This is a genomic window from Streptomyces sp. NPDC104367 (assembly GCF_055583825.1).
Map to the genome: position 1 here is coordinate 156,458 of NZ_JBVJND010000007.1, position 16,888 is coordinate 173,345.

The 16,888-nt window shown below is 72.7% G+C and carries 19 protein-coding genes; 7 read left to right on the forward strand and 12 right to left on the reverse strand.

Features of this window, described 5'->3' with window-relative positions:
• Nucleotides 1-100 precede the first annotated feature (100 nt).
• Nucleotides 101-514 (forward strand): DUF6069 family protein, encoded by a 414-nt coding sequence (locus tag ACZ619_RS13040; protein ID WP_469597872.1) that lies wholly within the window; start codon nucleotides 101-103, stop codon nucleotides 512-514.
• On the opposite strand, the gene ACZ619_RS13045 is transcribed toward ACZ619_RS13040, so the two are convergent.
• The 8 genes from ACZ619_RS13045 to ACZ619_RS13080 all read right to left on the reverse strand — a co-directional run bounded on the left by ACZ619_RS13045 (nucleotide 498) and on the right by ACZ619_RS13080 (nucleotide 8,185).
• Nucleotides 498-1,139 carry a CoA transferase subunit B gene (locus ACZ619_RS13045; RefSeq protein ID WP_469597874.1) on the reverse strand — a complete coding sequence of 214 codons (642 nt, stop codon included), beginning with the start codon at nucleotides 1,137-1,139 and terminating at the stop codon, nucleotides 498-500. The two genes, ACZ619_RS13040 and ACZ619_RS13045, sit on opposite strands and share 17 nt — an antisense overlap.
• A complete protein-coding gene (locus ACZ619_RS13050; RefSeq protein ID WP_469598217.1) occupies nucleotides 1,136-1,891 on the reverse strand; it encodes a CoA transferase subunit A in 756 nt (251 codons plus the stop codon). The genes ACZ619_RS13045 and ACZ619_RS13050 overlap by 4 nt, the downstream gene beginning before the upstream one ends.
• Nucleotides 1,892-1,962: 71 nt before the next feature.
• The gene (locus ACZ619_RS13055) at nucleotides 1,963-2,934 is read right to left on the reverse strand and encodes a fumarylacetoacetate hydrolase family protein (RefSeq protein WP_469597876.1); all 972 of its coding nucleotides are present in this window, start codon (nucleotides 2,932-2,934) and stop codon (nucleotides 1,963-1,965) included.
• A gap of 55 nt (nucleotides 2,935-2,989) precedes the next feature.
• Nucleotides 2,990-3,928 carry a VOC family protein gene (locus ACZ619_RS13060; RefSeq protein ID WP_469597878.1) on the reverse strand — a complete coding sequence of 313 codons (939 nt, stop codon included), beginning with the start codon at nucleotides 3,926-3,928 and terminating at the stop codon, nucleotides 2,990-2,992.
• 12 nt (nucleotides 3,929-3,940) lie between these two features.
• Entirely contained in the window at nucleotides 3,941-4,948 is a 1,008-nt protein-coding gene (locus tag ACZ619_RS13065) for an amidohydrolase family protein (protein WP_469597880.1), read from the reverse strand.
• On the reverse strand, nucleotides 4,945-6,093 hold the full coding sequence (locus ACZ619_RS13070; RefSeq protein WP_469597882.1) for an FAD-dependent oxidoreductase: 1,149 nt from the start codon (nucleotides 6,091-6,093) through the stop codon (nucleotides 4,945-4,947). The genes ACZ619_RS13065 and ACZ619_RS13070 overlap by 4 nt, the downstream gene beginning before the upstream one ends.
• Nucleotides 6,094-6,251: 158 nt before the next feature.
• Nucleotides 6,252-7,208 (reverse strand): cyclase family protein, encoded by a 957-nt coding sequence (locus tag ACZ619_RS13075; RefSeq protein ID WP_469597884.1) that lies wholly within the window; start codon nucleotides 7,206-7,208, stop codon nucleotides 6,252-6,254.
• Nucleotides 7,205-8,185: a fumarylacetoacetate hydrolase family protein gene (locus ACZ619_RS13080; RefSeq protein ID WP_469597886.1), complete on the reverse strand. Its 981-nt coding sequence runs from the start codon at nucleotides 8,183-8,185 to the stop codon at nucleotides 7,205-7,207. Before ACZ619_RS13080 ends, ACZ619_RS13075 begins: the two co-directional genes overlap by 4 nt.
• 121 nt (nucleotides 8,186-8,306) lie before the next feature.
• Here ACZ619_RS13080 and ACZ619_RS13085 point away from each other — a divergent pair, with 121 nt between their 5' ends.
• Nucleotides 8,307-9,227, forward strand: coding sequence for a LysR family transcriptional regulator (locus tag ACZ619_RS13085; RefSeq protein ID WP_469597888.1), 921 nt, complete (start codon nucleotides 8,307-8,309; stop codon nucleotides 9,225-9,227).
• A 76-nt stretch (nucleotides 9,228-9,303) separates the two neighbouring features.
• On the opposite strand, the gene ACZ619_RS13090 is transcribed toward ACZ619_RS13085, so the two are convergent.
• Nucleotides 9,304-10,569: an MFS transporter gene (locus ACZ619_RS13090; protein WP_469597890.1), complete on the reverse strand. Its 1,266-nt coding sequence runs from the start codon at nucleotides 10,567-10,569 to the stop codon at nucleotides 9,304-9,306.
• A gap of 256 nt (nucleotides 10,570-10,825) precedes the next feature.
• Between ACZ619_RS13090 and ACZ619_RS13095 the strand changes: the two genes are divergently transcribed.
• The 5 genes from ACZ619_RS13095 to ACZ619_RS13115 all read left to right on the forward strand — a co-directional run bounded on the left by ACZ619_RS13095 (nucleotide 10,826) and on the right by ACZ619_RS13115 (nucleotide 14,476).
• Nucleotides 10,826-11,332, forward strand: coding sequence for a MarR family winged helix-turn-helix transcriptional regulator (locus ACZ619_RS13095; RefSeq protein ID WP_469597892.1), 507 nt, complete (start codon nucleotides 10,826-10,828; stop codon nucleotides 11,330-11,332).
• A 133-nt stretch (nucleotides 11,333-11,465) separates the two neighbouring features.
• Nucleotides 11,466-12,815: a cytochrome P450 gene (locus ACZ619_RS13100; protein ID WP_469597894.1), complete on the forward strand. Its 1,350-nt coding sequence runs from the start codon at nucleotides 11,466-11,468 to the stop codon at nucleotides 12,813-12,815.
• Between the two features lie 80 nt (nucleotides 12,816-12,895).
• Nucleotides 12,896-13,609, forward strand: coding sequence for a transcriptional repressor LexA (gene lexA, locus ACZ619_RS13105; protein WP_469597896.1), 714 nt, complete (start codon nucleotides 12,896-12,898; stop codon nucleotides 13,607-13,609).
• A 13-nt stretch (nucleotides 13,610-13,622) separates the two neighbouring features.
• On the forward strand, nucleotides 13,623-14,150 hold the full coding sequence (locus ACZ619_RS13110) for a hypothetical protein (RefSeq protein ID WP_469597898.1): 528 nt from the start codon (nucleotides 13,623-13,625) through the stop codon (nucleotides 14,148-14,150).
• Between the two features lie 110 nt (nucleotides 14,151-14,260).
• A complete protein-coding gene (locus ACZ619_RS13115) occupies nucleotides 14,261-14,476 on the forward strand; it encodes a DUF4177 domain-containing protein (protein ID WP_469597901.1) in 216 nt (71 codons plus the stop codon).
• 62 nt (nucleotides 14,477-14,538) lie between these two features.
• On the opposite strand, the gene ACZ619_RS13120 is transcribed toward ACZ619_RS13115, so the two are convergent.
• The 3 genes from ACZ619_RS13120 to ACZ619_RS13130 form a co-directional block, all read right to left on the reverse strand.
• Nucleotides 14,539-14,700 carry a hypothetical protein gene (locus ACZ619_RS13120; RefSeq protein ID WP_469597903.1) on the reverse strand — a complete coding sequence of 54 codons (162 nt, stop codon included), beginning with the start codon at nucleotides 14,698-14,700 and terminating at the stop codon, nucleotides 14,539-14,541.
• 78 nt (nucleotides 14,701-14,778) lie between these two features.
• Nucleotides 14,779-15,363, reverse strand: coding sequence for a GNAT family N-acetyltransferase (locus ACZ619_RS13125; protein WP_469597905.1), 585 nt, complete (start codon nucleotides 15,361-15,363; stop codon nucleotides 14,779-14,781).
• Nucleotides 15,364-15,409: 46 nt separating this feature from the next.
• Nucleotides 15,410-16,876, reverse strand: a complete 1,467-nt coding sequence (locus tag ACZ619_RS13130; RefSeq protein WP_469597907.1) for a hypothetical protein — start codon at nucleotides 16,874-16,876, stop codon at nucleotides 15,410-15,412.
• Nucleotides 16,877-16,888: the final 12 nt, after the last annotated feature.

Sequence of the window (16,888 nt, forward strand, 5' to 3'; positions counted from 1 at the left end):
CTTGAGAGTTCAAACGGGACGCGCAAGACTGGCATCTGTTTGATCCTTCAAACGCACCGTTCTCGTGCGTTTCCCCCCATGCCGTCCCCTGGAGTTCGCTGTGTCCGTTACCTCTGAGGCCGTCGCCGTCCGCCGTGGCCCGCTCGTCGTGGCGGGGGGTGTCCTGGCCGCGATCGTGGTGGCCTCGATCGCCGACGCCGTCATCGCGCTCGTCGCCCTCGCCGCCGGCGCACCGGACGACTTCCAGCCGCTGAAGGCCGGGTCGTACATCTTCCTCACGGCGGTCGCCACCCTGATAGGCGCCCTCGGCTGGGCCGTCGTGCGCAAGGCGTCCAAGGCCCCCGAGGCCCTGGTCCGCTGGCTCGCGCCGGTCGTCGTCGTGGTGTCCTTCGTGCCCGACTTCCTGCTCTACGGCAACGGCGGCGCCATCGGCGTCGGCGCGCTGCTGCTGATGCACGTCGCGGTCGCGGCGATCGTGGTCCTCGCCTTCCGCAAGGTCATGCCGCTGTCGTAGCGACCAGCGGCGCGTCCGTGCGGTCCGCCACCTCCGCCGCCGTGACGCCGGGCGCGCACTCCACGAGCACGAGTCCGTCCGGTGTCACGTCCAGGACGCCGAGGTCGGTGATGATCCGGTGCACGCACCGTTCGCCGGTCAGCGGCAGGGTGCACTCGTCGAGGATCTTCGGGGTGCCGTCCTTGGCGGTGTGCTCCATGAGCACGATGACCCGGCGGGCGCCGTGCACGAGGTCCATCGCGCCGCCCATGCCCTTGACCATCTTGCCGGGGATCATCCAGTTGGCCAGGTCGCCGGTCCGGGAGACCTGCATCGCGCCCAGCACCGCGGTGTCGACATGGCCGCCGCGGATCATCCCGAAGGACAGCGCCGAGTCGAAGAAGGACGCCCCCGGCAGCACGGTCACGGTCTCCTTGCCCGCGTTGATCAGGTCGGGGTCGACCTCGTCCTCGCGCGGGTAGGGCCCGGTGCCGAGGATGCCGTTCTCCGAGTGCAGGACGACATGGACGCCGGGCGGGAGATGGCCCGGGACGAGGGTGGGCAGGCCGATGCCGAGGTTGACGTAGGAGCCGTCGGCGAGTTCGGCGGCGGCGCGGGCGGCCATCTGGTCACGGGTCCAGCTCATGCGCGTACGGTCCTCTTCTCGATGTGCTTCTCGGCGGCCTGGGCGGGGTCCAGCCGGACGACCCGCTGCACGTAGATGCCCGGCAGGTGCACCTCGTCCGGGTCCAGCAGGCCCGGCTCGACGAGTTCCTCGACCTCCGCGACGGCCACCCGCCCGGCCATCGCCGCCAGGGGGTTGAAGTTCGCGGTGGCCTTGCGGAAGACGAGGTTGCCGTGCCGGTCGCCGCGCCAGGCGCGGACCAGGGCGAAGTCGGTGGTGATGCCGTGCTCCAGGACGTACCTGCGGTCCTGGAAGGTACGGATCTCCTTCGCCGGCGAGGCGAGCGCCACCGAACCGTCGGACGCGTACCGCCAGGGCAGCCCGCCGTCCGCCACCTGGGTGCCCACCCCCGCCGGGGTGTAGAAGGCGGGGATGCCGGCGCCGCCGGCCCGCAGCCGCTCGGCGAGCGTGCCCTGCGGGACCAGCTCCACCTCCAGCTCACCGGCGAGGTACTGCCGGGCGAACTCCTTGTTCTCGCCGACGTAGGAGCCGGTGACCCGGGCGATGCGGCCCGCGCCGAGCAGGATGCCGAGGCCCTGCCCGTCCACCCCGCAGTTGTTCGACACGACCCTGAGCCCGGTGGCGCCCTGGTCGTACAGGGCGCTGATCAGGACGGCGGGGATGCCGCTGAGACCGAAGCCGCCGACGGCCAGCGACGCGCCGTCGGGAATGTCGGCGACCGCCTCGGCGGCGCTGGGACAGACCTTGTCCATGAGGGCCTTTCTGGTGCTGTTCGTGCAGGAACCGACGGGGCCGCCGTCGGCCGGGATCCCGGCGACCTCGCTCACGGCCGCTCGCGGGTACGGCGCCGGGCGGCCGGCAGCGGCAGCGGCTCGGCCCCCGCCACCACCGTGTTGGAGACGCTGCCGATGCCCTCCACGGTGAGCGTGACGGTGTCGCCCGGCTTCAGCGGCGGTGGGTCCTGCCTGCCCCGCACCCCCCACAGCTCGGCCAGACAGCCGCCGTTGCCGCAGGTCCCCGAGCCGAGCACGTCACCGGGCCGCACCCAGGTGCCGCGCGAGGCGTAGGCGACCATCTCCTCGAAGGTCCAGCTCATGTTGGACAGCAGGTCCTCGCCCACCACCTCGCCGTTCACCGAGGCGGTGAGCGCCAGCCGCAGGAAGCCGTCGGCGTCCCGGTACTTCTCGAACTCGTCGGCCGTGACCAGGTACGGGCCCAGGGTGGTGGCGGTGTCCTTGCCCTTGCACGGGCCGAGGTTCACCTTCATCTCGGCGGACTGGAGGTCGCGCGCGGACCAGTCGTTGAAGACGGTGTAGCCGACGATGTGCTCGCGGGCCTGGTCCGGGGTGAGGTCGCGGCCCTCCGTGCCGATCACCGCGGCGACCTCCAGCTCGAAGTCCAGCACGCCGGAGCCGGGCGGCACGGGGATGTCGTCGTGGGGGCCGTACACCGCGTAGGGGTTGGTGAAGTAGAACGTGGGGGCCGCGTACCACTGCTCCGGCACGCCCGCGTCGCCGTCGATGGACCGCCGTACGCCCTCGACGTGCTCCTCGAAGGTGACGAAGTCCCGCACGGTCGGCGGCTGGAGCGGCGGCAGCAGCCGAACCTCGCAGACGTTCGGCCCGGCCGGTGCGTCGAGCGCCGCCGAGCCCGCCGCCAGCAGTTGGGGCAGTCCGCCGCCATCGGCGAGCAGTTCGGCCAGCGAGCCGACGCCGGGCAGCGGGTGGAGCGCGCCGTCCTCCCCGACGACGGCCACCTGGCGTCGGGAGCGGTACTCGTACGTGGCGAAACGCATGGCAGGTCCTGTCGTCGGGCGAAGAGGAGAACGAGAGAACGGGGGAGCGGGAGGGTCAGACCGGCGGGGCCGCGAAGACGCCGCGGTCGACGTCGTTGAACGACTCCTTGGCGACCAGTTCGTTCATCGGGTTCGCCGTGCCCCACTGGTCGGTGACCTCCGGCCTGGAGAAGTCGTAGACGCTCGGGTGCCAGGTGTCCTCGTCGAGGAGTTCCAGCTCGGTCGTGTACTCGACGGTGTTGCCGTGCGGGTCGAGGAAGTAGGTGAAGGTGTTGTCACCGGCCATGTGCCGGCCCGGACCCCAGATCTTCTTGAAGCCGGCCCGGATCACCCGGCCGGAGCCCCGCATGTACTCGTCGATGCCGCGCATCTCGAAGGACACGTGGTGCAGCGAGGTGTGCGGGCCCTTCGCCAGCGCCATCGAGTGGTGCTGGCTGGAGATCCGCATGAAGTGCATGACCTCGCCCATGTGCGGCGAGCTCAGCGTGTCGGAGAGCCGGAAGCCGAGGTGCTCCTCGTACCAGGCGCGGGTGCGGTCCAGGTCGGGCGAGTTGAGCACCACGTGCGACAGCTTGACCGGGATCGACTCCTTCTCCTCGATCTTCCGGTGCCGGCGTACCTCGACGTCCGCGGAGACCTCGACGGTCCGGCCGTCCACGTCGAAGAACCGGAAGCCGTAACCGCCCCCGGGCGTGTCCACCTTGCCCGGCTGCGACACCAGCCGCACGCCTTGCGCGAGCAGACGCTCGGCGAGGGTGTCGACGTCCGCGGCGCTCGCCGCGCCGTACGACACCAGGTCGAGGCGTTTCTCGTCGGCCTTGCGCAGCCGGATCACGTACTGCTCGGGCGAGCCCTCGGCGGCCAGGAAGGAGATGCCCGAGTCCTCGGCGACCTTGGTCAGACCCCAGACACCGGCGTAGAAGTCCAGTTGCTTGTCGTAGTCGGGCACGGCGAGGTCGACGTGCCGGAGGTGGGTGAGCAGGCGGTCGCTCATGGGGGTTCCTCCTCAGATCAGGTTCAGCAGTGCGGCGGCGTTGCCACCGCGGACGGCGTGGAAGTCGGGGTCGGGCAGGTCCGCCGCGCGCAGCGCGCCCAGCGGGTCCTCGGTGCCCATGTCGAAGGGGAAGTCGGAGCCCAGCAGCACCCGGTCCGCACCCGCGACGCGGATCAGCTCCCGCAGCACGTGCGGGTCGTGGACGAGCGAGTCGAAGTACAGCTGCCCGAGGTAGCTGCTCGGCTCCCGGGCGCAGTCCCGGGCGTCGGGACGGGCCCGCCAGGCGTGGTCGGAGCGGCCCAGGTGGGTCGGCAGGTAGCCGCCGCCGTGTGCCGCGACCAGCCGCAGTCCCGGATGGCGGTCCAGGACCCCGGAGAAGATCAGATGGGAGAGCGCGACGGCGCTCTCGGTGGGCTGGCCGACGGTGTTGGACAGGTACCAGCGATCCAGCCGCTCGTCGAGCGTGCAGCCGAACGGGTGCAGGAAGAGCAGCGCGCCCGTCTCCTCGGCCCGCGCCCAGAGGGCGTCGTACGCCGGGTCCGACAGCTCGCGGCCGGGCGCGTGCGAGGAGATCTCCACGCCCTTGAGGCCCTGGCGCAGCGCGTCGTCGAGCAACGCGGGCGCCAGTTCCGGGTGCTGGAGCGGAACCAGTCCGAGCCCGGACAGCCGGTCGGGGGCCTTCGCACAGTGCGCGGCGGTGCCCTCGTTGGCCAACCGGCACACGCGGTCGGCCAGTTGCGGGTCCGCCCAGTAGTGGTAGTGCGACGGCGAGGGGCTCACCAGCTGTACGTCCACGCCTTGGGCGTCCATGGCGGCGAGCCGCACGGCGACGTCCGTCAGCCGGGGCACCCGCTGCCCGACCATGGGCCCGTTCACGGCCAGCGCCGCCGGCCCGTTGCGGCGGGCGTCCAGGGCGCTGGCCTCGGCCAGCTCCGGCCGTCCGGCGACGGCCTCCTCCACCTCCGGGAGCAGGAGGTGCGCGTGCACGTCGATCGTGGGCGCCGACGGGGACTCGGTCACGGCTGCTCCTTGAGGGCGGTGAGGGTACGGGCCATCAGACCGGGCACGTCCGCGTCCCGGCGGCCCTCCAGCAGCCAGTCGGCGAGCTGGCAGGAGGCGTCGACGACCGTGCGCACGCGGGGCAGCCGCCGGGCGTGGTACCCGGTGAGCACGCGGTCCACGGACTCGGCGTCCCACGTGTCCAGGTCGGTCAGCAGCTCGGCCAGGACCAGGACGTCCTCCAGGGACATCGCGGCGCCCTGGGCGAAGGTGGGCGGGCAGGCGTGGGCGGCGTCGCCGACCAGCACCACCCGGCCGCGATGCCAGGCGCCCTCCACCAAGTGCCGGTCGAACCAGGTGTAGTTGACGGCCTTCGGATCGGTGAACGCCTCGCGCAGCTCCGGCCAGGCACCGCCGTAGCCCTCGCTCAGCGCGCGCATCTCGTCGGCGTAGGAGGCCGGGTCGACGGTGGCGCGGTCGCGGGCCCGTTCCACGAGGTACGTGTAGACCGTGTCCTCGCTGGTCGGGCAGTAGCCCGCGATGAAGCAGCGGCCGCCGTAGATCATCTCGGTGCGGGTGACGCCGGCCGGGCGGGGCGCGGGCGCGCGCCAGATGCCCATGCCGACGGGCCGGGGCTCGTCGGTGATGCCGATCATGCGGCGGGTGGCGGAGTGCAGCCCGTCGGCGCCGGCCACGAGGTCGTAGCGGCGGCTGGTGCCGTCCGAGAAGGTGACGTCCACGCCGGTTCCGTCCTGCGCGAACGCGGTGGCGGTGGTGCCGAGGCGGACGTCGGCGCCGCAGGCGCGCACCCGGTCGATGAGGTGCTGCTGGAGCCCGGGGCGCTGCATGCCGATGTGGGCGGGCAACTGGTCTCCGCCCGTGCGCAGTTCCTCGTGGGCGTGGAGCACCGTGCCGTCGGGGGCGAGGACGGCGACCCCGTTCGCGGCGTACCCGTCCTTCTCGATGGCGTCGAGGACGCCCACCTCGCGCAGCACGCGCAGGGCGTTGCCCTGGAGCGTGATGCCCGAGCCGGCCGCGGCCTTCCAGTCGGGGCTCGCCTCGACCAGGTCGACGGCGATCCCGGCCCGGCGCAGCAGCACGGTCAGGGCGTTGCCGGAGGTGCCCCCGCCGATGACGAGGACGGTGGGTGTGGGGCGGTCAGCCATGTCGGGATACCTCCCGGGTCGGGGCCGCGCGGCTTCGGGCGGCTGGATGCGGCTCTCACCCGCCCGGACGACGGGCCGGGCGGTGGAGGAAGAGGTGGTGCGGGCCGGATGCGCCGTTGCTGTCCGGGAAGGACGGCGCATCCGGCGGCTGTGCGGGGCTACTTGACGGCGATCGGGTTGACCGGTGAACCGACCGCCCCGGTGATGGGCAGCGGCGCGGCGGTCAGCCAGAACTCGTGGACGCCGTCGGCGGCGCAGTCCTCGGCGAGCAGGTCCAGGTCCCACATCTCGCCTATGAGCAGACCCATGTTGGGGATGGCGACCTGGTGCAGCGGCTGGAAGGCGTCGTCGAACTCGTTCGGGCGCACTTCGAAGCCCCAGGTGTCGGTGGCGATCGCGGCGATCTCGGTGCCGTGCAGCCACCCGGCGGTCGTGAACGACAGCCCCGGCGCCGGCCCGCCCGCGTACTCGCCCCAGCCCTCGCGCCGGGCCCTGGCCAGCCGCCCGGTCCGCACGAGGACGATGTCACCGCGTCCCACGGCCACCCCGTGGGCCTCGGCGGTCGCCGTCAGATGCTCCTCGGTGACGGCGAACCCGTCCGGCAGCTCCCCGTCGGTGCCGACCACCCGGCCCACGTCGAGCAGCACCCCGCGCCCCGCGACGTAGGGCGCCATGTGCTCGATACCGGTGACGAGGTCGCCGTCGGAGGTGACGGTGCGCGCCGCGTCCCGCCCGTTCCAGGCCTTGCCGTGGTCGAAGATGTGCCCGAGCCCGTCCCACTGGGTCGAGCACTGCAACGGCATCGCGATCACGTCGTCGGCGCCGCCGATGCCGTGCGGGAAGCCCTGGTTGCCGAGGGCCGCGTCGGTGCCGGTGTCCAGCATGGTGTGGACGGGGTTGGTCCGGCGCCGCCAGCCCTTCTGCGGGCCGTCCATGTCGAAGGCCTGCGACAGCGAGAAGCTGGCCCCCCGCCGGACCAGCGCCGCGCCCTCGCGCCGCTTGGCCTCGTCGAGGAAGTTCAGGGTGCCGAGCACGTCGTCCGCGCCCCAGCGCCCCCAGTTCGAGTACGCCTTGGCGGCCTCGGCGATCGCGCCCTCGGGATCCTGCCGGTTCACGCCGACTCCTTCACACAGCGGGTGCGCTGGACGCCGAGCCCGGTCACGGACCCCTCCATCACGTCACCGTCCCGCAGCAGCCGCCCCCAGTGGATGCCGTTGCCGGCCGGGCTGCCGGTCAGCACCAGGTCGCCGGGGAGCAGCCGGGCCGTCTGCGAGATGTACGAGACCAGCCGCGCGATCCCGAAGAGCATGTCCTTGGTCGACTCGTCCTGCATGGTGTCGCCGTTCAGCTTCAGCGTCACCCGCAGGTCGCCGGGGTCGGCGATCGAGGCGGCCGGCACCAGCCACGGTCCGAGCGGCGTGAAACCGGGCGCGTTCTTGCAGCGCAGCCAGTCCGTGCCGATGGCCTTCATGTCCCGGCGGAAGACGGCCGCCCGGTCGGTGAGGTCGTTGGCGATCGTGTACCCGGCGACGTACTCCAGGGCCTCCTCGACCGGTACCCGGTACGCGGGGCGGGCGATGACGGCCGCCAGCTCCAGCTCCCAGTCCGGCTGCTCGGCCCCGTCGGGGAGCACGACGTCGTCGTACGGCCCGGCGACCGTCGTCGGCAGCCCGATGAAGACGTACGGCAGGTCCTCGGCCGCCCGCCGGTCCATCATCGCGGCGATCTCCTCGCGGGCCTCCTCGACCGTGCGCGGGTCGTCGGGGGAGCGGTGGGCGACCTCCAGGTCGATCACGTGCTGCCGGTAGTTCGCACCGGACTGGAAGATCTGCCGGGGCTCCAGCGGCGCGTGCACCCGCAGCTCCTCCAGCGGCCGCCACTCCTGGGCCGGGTCGTCCGCCAGGGCGTGCAGCACCGGGAGGGTCTCCTCCCAGCGCTCGACCACGGCGCGCAGCCCGGCCGGCGCCCAGTCCAGCGCCGCGCCCAGGTCGAGCACGTGCTCCCGGGCCAGCAGGCCGGGGAACGGCTCCCGGTCCGGAGCGGAGAACGTGCCGAGCGCGAACGGGCCGGCAGGTTGCGCGAACGTTGCCATCAGATTTCCTCCTGCGGGGTTGCGGTCTACTGTGGCCCTCGTGAGCGGATCACGGAAATAGATCCTGTGGATGCCGCGGATCGATGGCGTGGATGTCTCCCGACTGGCTAGGCGGTGCCCGGTGAACCTGTCCCGACTCGACCTCAACCTGGTCGTCGCCCTGCGCGCGCTGCTGGAGGAACGCAACGTCACCCGGGCCGGCGAGCGCGTCGGACTGAGCCAGCCCGCCATGAGCGCCGCCCTCGCCCGGCTGCGCCGCCATTTCGACGACGAACTGCTCGCCCGCTCCGGCAACGCCTACGAACTGACCCCGCTCGGCGTCTCCCTGCGGGACCGCAGCGCGACCGCCTGCGACCTGCTGGAGCGCGTGTTCTCCAGCCAGCCCGACTTCGACCCTGCGGCGGAGACCCGGGAGTTCACCCTGCTCGGCTCCGACTACGGAGCCGCCGTCTTCGGCGCCCCGCTGGCCCGCGCGCTCCACCACGAGGCGCCCGGCATCCGCCTCACCTTCCGGCACACCCCGCCGAGCGTCGAGGAGAACCCCGGCACCGTCCTCAGCACCATCGACGGCCTTCTCCTGCCGCACGGCATCATCGACGGCTTCCCCGCGGTCGACGTCCACCAGGACCGCTGGCTGTGCATGGTCGCCGACGACAACCCCGAGGTCGGCGCCGCCCTCACCCTGGACCAGCTGGCCGAACTGCCGTGGGCGGTCTACCAGCGTCCGTACGACGCCCCGGCCGCCCGCCAGCTGAGCATGCTCGGCATCAGCCCCCGGGTGGAGGTCTCCGTGCAGACCTTCCAGCTGCTGCCCTACATGGTCGAGGGCACCCGCAGGGTGGCGATGATCCAGGAACGCCTGGCCCGCAAGGTGGTGCGCTCCGCCGCGGTACGCGTCCTGCCCTGCCCCTTCGAGGCGGTCCCGGTCCAGGAGGCCATGTGGTGGCACCCGGTGCACGCCCAGGACGCGGCCCACATCTGGCTCCGCCGGAAGGCCGCGGAGGTGGGCGCGACGCTGACGCCGGCCGGAGCGCCCCGTTAGGGACGCGGGAACCGCGCGGCAGGCCACGCGGTGACGCCGCGGGCCGGCGGCGGGCACCGCGCCTCCCCGCCGCCCCTCAGGCCGCCCGCTCGGGCAGCGGCCCTGGATCCACGGCCCCGGCCGCCCGCCGCCGCACGGCGAAGAGCCCCGCCGCCACCACCGCGCAGGCGACCCCCAGCACCCCCACGGCCCCGGCGAGCGTGCCCACCGCCGACTGCGCTCCCAACAGCACCAGCGGACACACGAACTCCCCGCCGAAGAACGCGGCCGTCCACAGCCCCGTCCCCCGCCCGCGGTCCTCGAACGCCAGCCGCGACATCGCGCCGGTGAGCAGCGCCGGCAGCAGCATCCCCGTGCCCACACAGTTGACGACCGCCCCGACGACCAGCAGCGGAACGTTTCCGGCGAGGAACATCAGCCCGAACCCGGCCGCGCAGACGGCGAGCACGGCGGGCAGCATCGGCTCGGGGGAGCGCTTCAGCCGGGCGAAGGCGACGGCACCGCCGACCGTGGCCGCACTCGCGATCGCGGTGGCCAGCCCGATCACCCCGGACTGCGTCACCCCGAGGTCGTCGAGCAGGTACGACATCTCGACCGGGACGGTGTAGAAGACCATCGCCCCGAAGAAGGTCAGGGCGCAGATCCCGCGCAGCTGCCGCCAGGGGAAGGCACGCCGGACCTCACCGGGCGTCCGCGCGGTGGCCGTACCCGTCCGCGCCGGGCTCGGCAGCGCGGTGGCCATCAGGGGAGCGAGGACGAGACTCACGGCGTACACCCAGAACGGCACCCGCCAGCCGGCCGAGCCCGCCGCACCGCCGAGCACGAAGAACACGGTGGCCGAGGCGGACGCGCACATGGTCTGCAGGGCGAGGTAGCGCACCCGCTGCCGCCCGGAGTAGTAGTCGCCGATCAGCGTGGTGCAGCAGGTCATGATCGCGGCCTCGGCGACACCGACCAGCGCCCGGGAGGCGATGATCGCGCCGAGCGACTCCAGCCACAGCGGGGCGGTCCCGAACACGGCGTACAGCAGGGTCGCCACGACCAGCAGACGCTTGCGGCCCAGCCGGTCCACGATCACCCCGGCGAACGGCGCGAGCAGCGCCAGCGCCAGCGCCGGAACGGTCAGCGCGAGCGGCACCAGCGCCTCGGCGCCCGGCACGGACGCGAAGTGGTCCTGCATCTTCGGCAGCACGGGCGCGATCAGCACCGCGCCCAGGATCGGCAGGCAGCTGCCGGCCATCAGCAGGGTCACCCGCAGCAGGTGCGCAGGCCCCGTCCCCTCGACGGAGGACGGGGCGGTGTCGTCCACCGGGGCGGGGGACGGGGGCACGGATCCGGGCATGGCGACTCCAGGGACGGCGAGGAGAGCGGGCATGCCGTCAGGGGCGCCACCGGGGCGCGCGGCATGCGGGGGAGAACCCGCGCACCGGCGGCCGGTCCGGACGGCGACGTGCGGGGCAGGGACGACTATGGGGCGTGCCCGAGCCCGGTCGCCATCCCCCGCGTGATCCGAATCCCGGATCCGCCGCATCCACCCCGTGGATGAGAAGACCCCCGAAAAGTTTGAATATTCAAACGTGAAGGGCTAGGGTGCGCCCATGACCACGACGCCACGCTGGCTCAACCCCGAGGAACGACGGGCGTGGCTCGCCTACGTCCAGTTCTCCACCCATCTGTCGGACCATCTCAACCGCCAGCTGCGGCGCGACGCAGGGATGACCCACTCCGACTACACCCTGCTGGCCCACCTCTCCTCGGTCAAGGACAACTCCCTGACCATGTCCGAGCTGGCCGAACGCCTGAAGATCACCCGAAGCCGCCTCACCCACGCCGTGACCCGCCTCCAGGAGGCCGGCTACGTCGACCGCCGCGAGGACCCCGCCAGCCGGCGCAACCAGCTCGCCGTGCTCACCCCGGGCGGCGCCGCCCTCCTGGAGCGCGCGGCCCCCGGCCATGTCGAGGCGGTGCGCCGCGGGATCTTCGACGCCCTCACCCCCGAGCAGGTGACCCAGTTCGCCGAGATCGGCGAGGCGATCAACGCCGCGCTCCAGCGGATCGACGCCGACGGCGACGAGCAGGAGGCGCTGCCCTGGCGGCGCCGCTAGGGCGCTTCCGATGGATCTCCGCGGCGCGGGGGACACGGTCGGAGATGGCGAGGAGCGTGTGAAGGTTCGGTTCGCCTGATCCAACGCCGGGAATCCATAAGGGCGTTGTGATCATCGCGAAGGGAAACCGCTCGTGATACAGCCTGCGTCTCCTCCCATCCCCAAGGCGGCCGGATCACTTCCCCTCCTGGGGCACGCCGTGCCGCTGCTCCGGGACAACCTCGGCTTCGTCGCCTCCCTGCGCGGCCGGTACGGCCCGCTGGTCGAGATCAGTCTCCAGCCGGGCGCCTCGACCGTCGTGGTCCAGGACCCGGCGCTGATCCGGAGCATGCTCACCGACCTCGCCCCCCAGCTCGACAAGGGCCGCTTCTTCGAGAAGATGGGCGACCTGATGGGCGAGTCGGTGGTCACGGCCGCCGGGCCCGACCACGTCCGCAGACGCCGCCAGCTCCAGCCCGCGTTCGCCCGCACCGAGATCACCCGCTACGTCGACGTCATGCGCGCGGAGACGGCCGCCGTCGTCGACGGCTGGAACGACGGCCAGGTCATCGACGTGCGCGAGGCGATGGTCGGGCTGTCCCTCGACATGCTGACCAAGACGGTCTTCGCGGGCAGCATCGATGGTGAAACGTTCCTCCAGCTGCGCCGGAACCTCGCGGTCGTGATGAACGGGGTCGGCACGCGCATCATCCTGCCCGACTGGATCGCCCGCCTCCCGCTGCCGGTGAACCGGCGCTTCGCCCGCGCCCGCGACGCCGTGCGGGCCACCGTCCACACCGCCGTCGCCGACCTGCGCGCCCGTGGGCGTGACGGCGGCGACATGCTGTCCATGCTGCTGACCGCCGAGGACGAGACGACCGGCCGCCCGCTCGGCGACGACCAGATCTCCGCCGAGATCCTCACCCTCGCGGTGGCGGGCACCGAGACGACCGCGAGCGTCCTGTCCTGGGTCCTCTACGAACTCGCCCGCCACCCCGGCATCGAGGCACGCGTCCTCGCCGAACTGGCCGAGGTGCTCGGCGACCGCCCCGTCGCCTTCGAGGACATCCCCCGCCTGCCCTACCTCAACCGGGTCGTCACCGAGGCGCTCAGACTGCACCACACCGGGTGGCTGGTGACCCGCCGCACCCTCACCGCGATCGAACTGGGGGAGTGGACCCTGCCCGCCGGCACCGACCTCGCCTACTGCCAGCACGCCCTGCACCGCGATCCCGCCCTCTACCCCGAGCCGCTGCGCTTCGACCCCGACCGCTGGCTCGACGCGTCCCAGTCGCCCCCGCAGGGAGCCTTCCTCCCCTTCGGGGCGGGCAAGCACAAGTGCCTGGGCGACCGCTTCGCCACCACCGAGCTCGTCACGGCGACCGCCACCGTCGTACGGCGCGTACGGTTCGCGCCCGTCGGCGGCCGGCCCGTTTTGCCCGTGGCCAGAGCGACCGTCCGCCCGGGGAAGATGCTGATGGCCGTCGGCCCCCGCCGCCCCTGACCGCCGCACGACCCGGAACCGGGAAGGGCTCGGCACTCTTCCCTTCGAAGCCGTGTTCCATTTCCGGGCGGGATCGGGTTATGGTCACCATCCGAGAGGATCATGCACGGAGGTATCCCCGGATGGAGAACGCCGCACCCGCCCGACGGGGCCGTCCCCCAGGTCCAGACGCCGCCGAGGGGGAGCTGACGAGCCGTCAGTCGGCCATCGTCCGCTGCATCACGGAGGCGGTGGACCGGCAGGGCTACCCGCCGTCGATGCGGGAGATCGGCCGGGCCGTCAACCTCGCCAGCACCTCCTCGGTCGCCCACCAGCTGATGGTCCTGGAGAGCAAGGGCGTCCTCCTGCGCGACCCGCACCGGCCCCGCGCCTACCGGGTACGTCCGTCCTGGGCGCCGGACCTGGGCCCGCGCAGCCCCGCGCCGGCCGAGGTCCCGCTCGTCGGCCGCATCGCCGCCGGTGCGCCGCTGCTCGCCGAGGAGATGATCGAGGACGTCTACTCCCTGCCCCGGCAGATCGTCGGCGAGGGCGACCTGTTCGCCCTGACCGTCTCCGGCGACAGCATGATCGAGGCGGCGATCTGCGACGGCGACATCGTCACCGTCCGGCGCCAGGACAGCGCCGACCACGGCGACATCGTCGCCGCGCTCCTGGAGGACGAGGCCACCGTCAAGGTGCTCCGCAGACAGGACGGCCGGGTGTGGCTCATGCCCCGCAACCCGTCCTACGACCCGATCCCCGCCGACGACGTCCAGATCCTGGGCAAGGTCGTCGGCGTCCTGCGGCTGCTCTGAGAGGAACGGCCCCGTGGAGCGACCTGAGCCCGGCCTGGACACATGGAGCGTCGAGCGCCTGGCGGACCGTGTGGCCGGGCTCCACCGCGACCGGGAGCTGGAGTCGATCCGGCTGATCGCGCAGGGCCGTGTGTACCACTCCCCGGAGCCGCGCGAGGCGCGGCTCCGCTGGGCCAAGGTGTCGCTGGAGGCGAACCGCCGCTACCACGGCGACGGCGTGTGGGACCAGATGCGGATGCACGTCCAGGAGTTCATGCTGCGCAGGTGGGTCATCGAACGCCTCGGCGCCGACGCCGACGCCGACCCGGACTGGGACCCGCAGGCCCTGGCCGCCGACACCCTCGCCACACTCACGCTCGGGGTGCGGCAGGCGGAGGCGGCGGCGCCGGGCTGGCCGGAGCTGACGATCGAACAGATAGGTGAGCTGCGCCGGCACAAGGCCCTCACGGCTCACGTCGAGTGGCTGCTGCCCAGGCTCTCGCCCGGTCCGGTCCGGGACCGGCTGGCCGAATGGGTGCCCGTGCGCCGGCAACTGCCGTGAGCGGGGCGGCGAAGGGTGGGGCCGCCGGATGCGGCGGATACCGGGGATGATTGTCTGACTCCGGCACTTGCAACCCGATCCGGCTTCGCCGGCAGGAGGATCCCGCAGTCATGAGCAACGTCCATGCCTACGAGTACAAGGTCGTCACGTTCCGGGAGTCGCTGATCGGCGACGCGCTGGACAGCGACAAGCTGGAGAAGGTCCTCAACAAGCACGCCGAGGACGGCTGGGGCCTCAAGGCGATCACCGCCGCCGACGTGAAGGGCCGGATCGGCCCCGGCGCCGTCGAGGGCCTCCTGCTGACCTTCGAGCGCCCGCGGGTCTGACCGGCACACCGCGTGACGCCGCCCTGCCGCCCCCGGACCACGACGGTCCGGGGGCGGTGTGGTCAGGACACGTCCGCGCAGGAGGTGCCCACCCTCAGTCCGTCCACGCGGTGGACGACGTCGCTCTCGGGGGTGTCCCGGTCGTAGGCGCCCCACTTGGGGTGCTCCTGACCCCGCACATCGCCGGTTCCCTGGGCGGTGAACTCGGCCGCATGACCGATCACGCCGCCGCCGAGATCACCCGCTACGCGCAGGGCCTGTCCTTCGCCCACCCGGTCCGCCCGGTCCACTCGCAGGACCTGTCACACACGGCCTGACCAACCCGCGTCGGAGGAATCCGGGCCGGAACGATGCCTGCCGCGCGCCGGGGACCGCTGACCGAGCCACTGTTCGGCGTCCCACGCCTCGAACCGCTCCACCTCGGTGAACCCCAGCTTCGCCGCGAGGCGCATCGAACGGCCGTTGGCACTCTGGGTGGTGAGGACCACCGGTTCGCCGGGCAGTACGCCGTCGAGCCAGTCGAGCGCCGCCGCGCAGGCCTCGGCGGCGTACCCGAACCCCCACGCCCGCGGCAGGAACAGGTAGCCGAGGTCGAGCTTCCCCACGGCCGCCGGACTGCGGTGTTCCGTCGCCCTCCGCAGCAGGATCTGGCCGATCATCGTCCCGTCGAGATCGACGACGAAACACCCGGGCCACCGACCGGGCACCTCCGGCGCCGCCCGCTCGACCTCGTCACGCGGGCGGGCGCCGCCGAGGTAGGTGTGGACCTCGGGCGAGGCGTGCAGCTCGACGAACGCCGTACGGTCCCGTGCCTCGGACGCGCGGAGCACCAGCCGTTCGGTCCTGACCGGCTCGGGCGGCCAGGCTACGGCTCCCAGATCATCCATCCGCGCACGCTAACAGGTGCCCGGACCACCACGACGACAGAACGCCCTAGCCGCCGTCGCCCCCACCGGCACTTCCCGCACCGGCACTTCCCGCACCAGCACTTCCCGCACCGGCTCCTCCGCCCCGACGCTGCTGTCCTGGCCGGGCGCGTCGGCTTCGGCGTTGTCCGCCGGTGACGGGCGCGACCGTGGCGTCCGGGTCGGTCAGGCGCAGCGAGGTGCGGCGGCGTGCGACCAGACCGGCCGCGATCAGGAGGAGGAACGGCAGCCAGGCGACGGCGTAGGCGACACCGTAGCGGTGGATGTCCAGGATGGAGCGGTGCGGGTCCACATCACTGCTGTTGACGCCGAAGTAGGCGAGGAGCAGCGCGGGTGGGAGCGCGATGACCGAACCGGCGGCGATCGCCGCGGCCAGTACCCGGTCCCGGCGCTCGGCGTAGCGCTGGGACGCCGTCTCCAGGTCGACGCGGCGGGTCGCGAGCACGGCGTCGACGCGCTCGACGATGCGGGACGTGTTGGCCAGCGCGTCCGCCAGCGCGGAGACGCCGCGCAGCGACGCGTGGAAGCCCTCGACCAGGAGCTCCGGGATGAGGATCGTGTCGGCGTACGCCTCGACGCTGAAACTCAGGTCGAGCTGGAGGTCGCTCAGCCTGCGCGAGAGCCAGGCGACCAGGGAGCGCGCGTCGTCGACCGTGTCGACCACCGCCGCCCGGTCCAGCTCCAGCGCCTCGAACGCCTGCTGCCGGATGCGGTGCACGGCGGCGACCGCGTTGACGATCCCGGCCGCGGCCACGGCGAAGGCGTTCTCCACCGGGGGTGCGAAACCGACGACCAGCGACACCCCCCTGCCGTGCGCCACCATGGTCTGACCGGGGTTGTTGAGCGTCTCGGGCCGGCGGATGCCCAGCCTGGCGCCGGTGCCGCCGGCCAGCGTGCCGCGGAGGACGACCGTCACCACGTCCGAGCCGACGGCGTCCTCGGCCGTGTGCTCGGCGAGCAGTTCCCGTGCCAGCGCCGCGCCGGGAAAGACACTCTGGTGGACGTTCCGCCCGAACGCGAGCGGTGCCTGTCCTGCGGGCCGGTCCGTCGCTCCGTGTGCGCGCAGCCGTCGGTCGAGCCATGCGGTCAGCGGCTCCTCACCGACACACATCGCGGAGCGGTCCTGCCAGGTGGCGTAGAGGGTCTCCGCGATGGTGTCCGGGCGGTTCGCCTCGTCGGGCAGCTCGATGTCCACGAAGAGCAGCGGGTCCTGGCGGGGGGTGACGGCCAGGGTGACGGTCGCACCGCCCACCCGGGCCGCGCCCGACGGCAGCGTGAACTCCGGTACGCGCTCGTGCAGCACCAGCCGGGGCAGCAGCCGCCCCGCGGCCTCCACGTGCGCGCTGAACCGGCCGAGGTCGAGCGCCCCGGTCAGCGGACGGAGCACGCCGTCCGGCACCCGTACCTGCGGTGTGAGGTTGTACATCAGCAGCAGCCGTGTACGGTCCCTGACCGCCGTGTCCGCCCGTGCCACGACGCCCCCTTC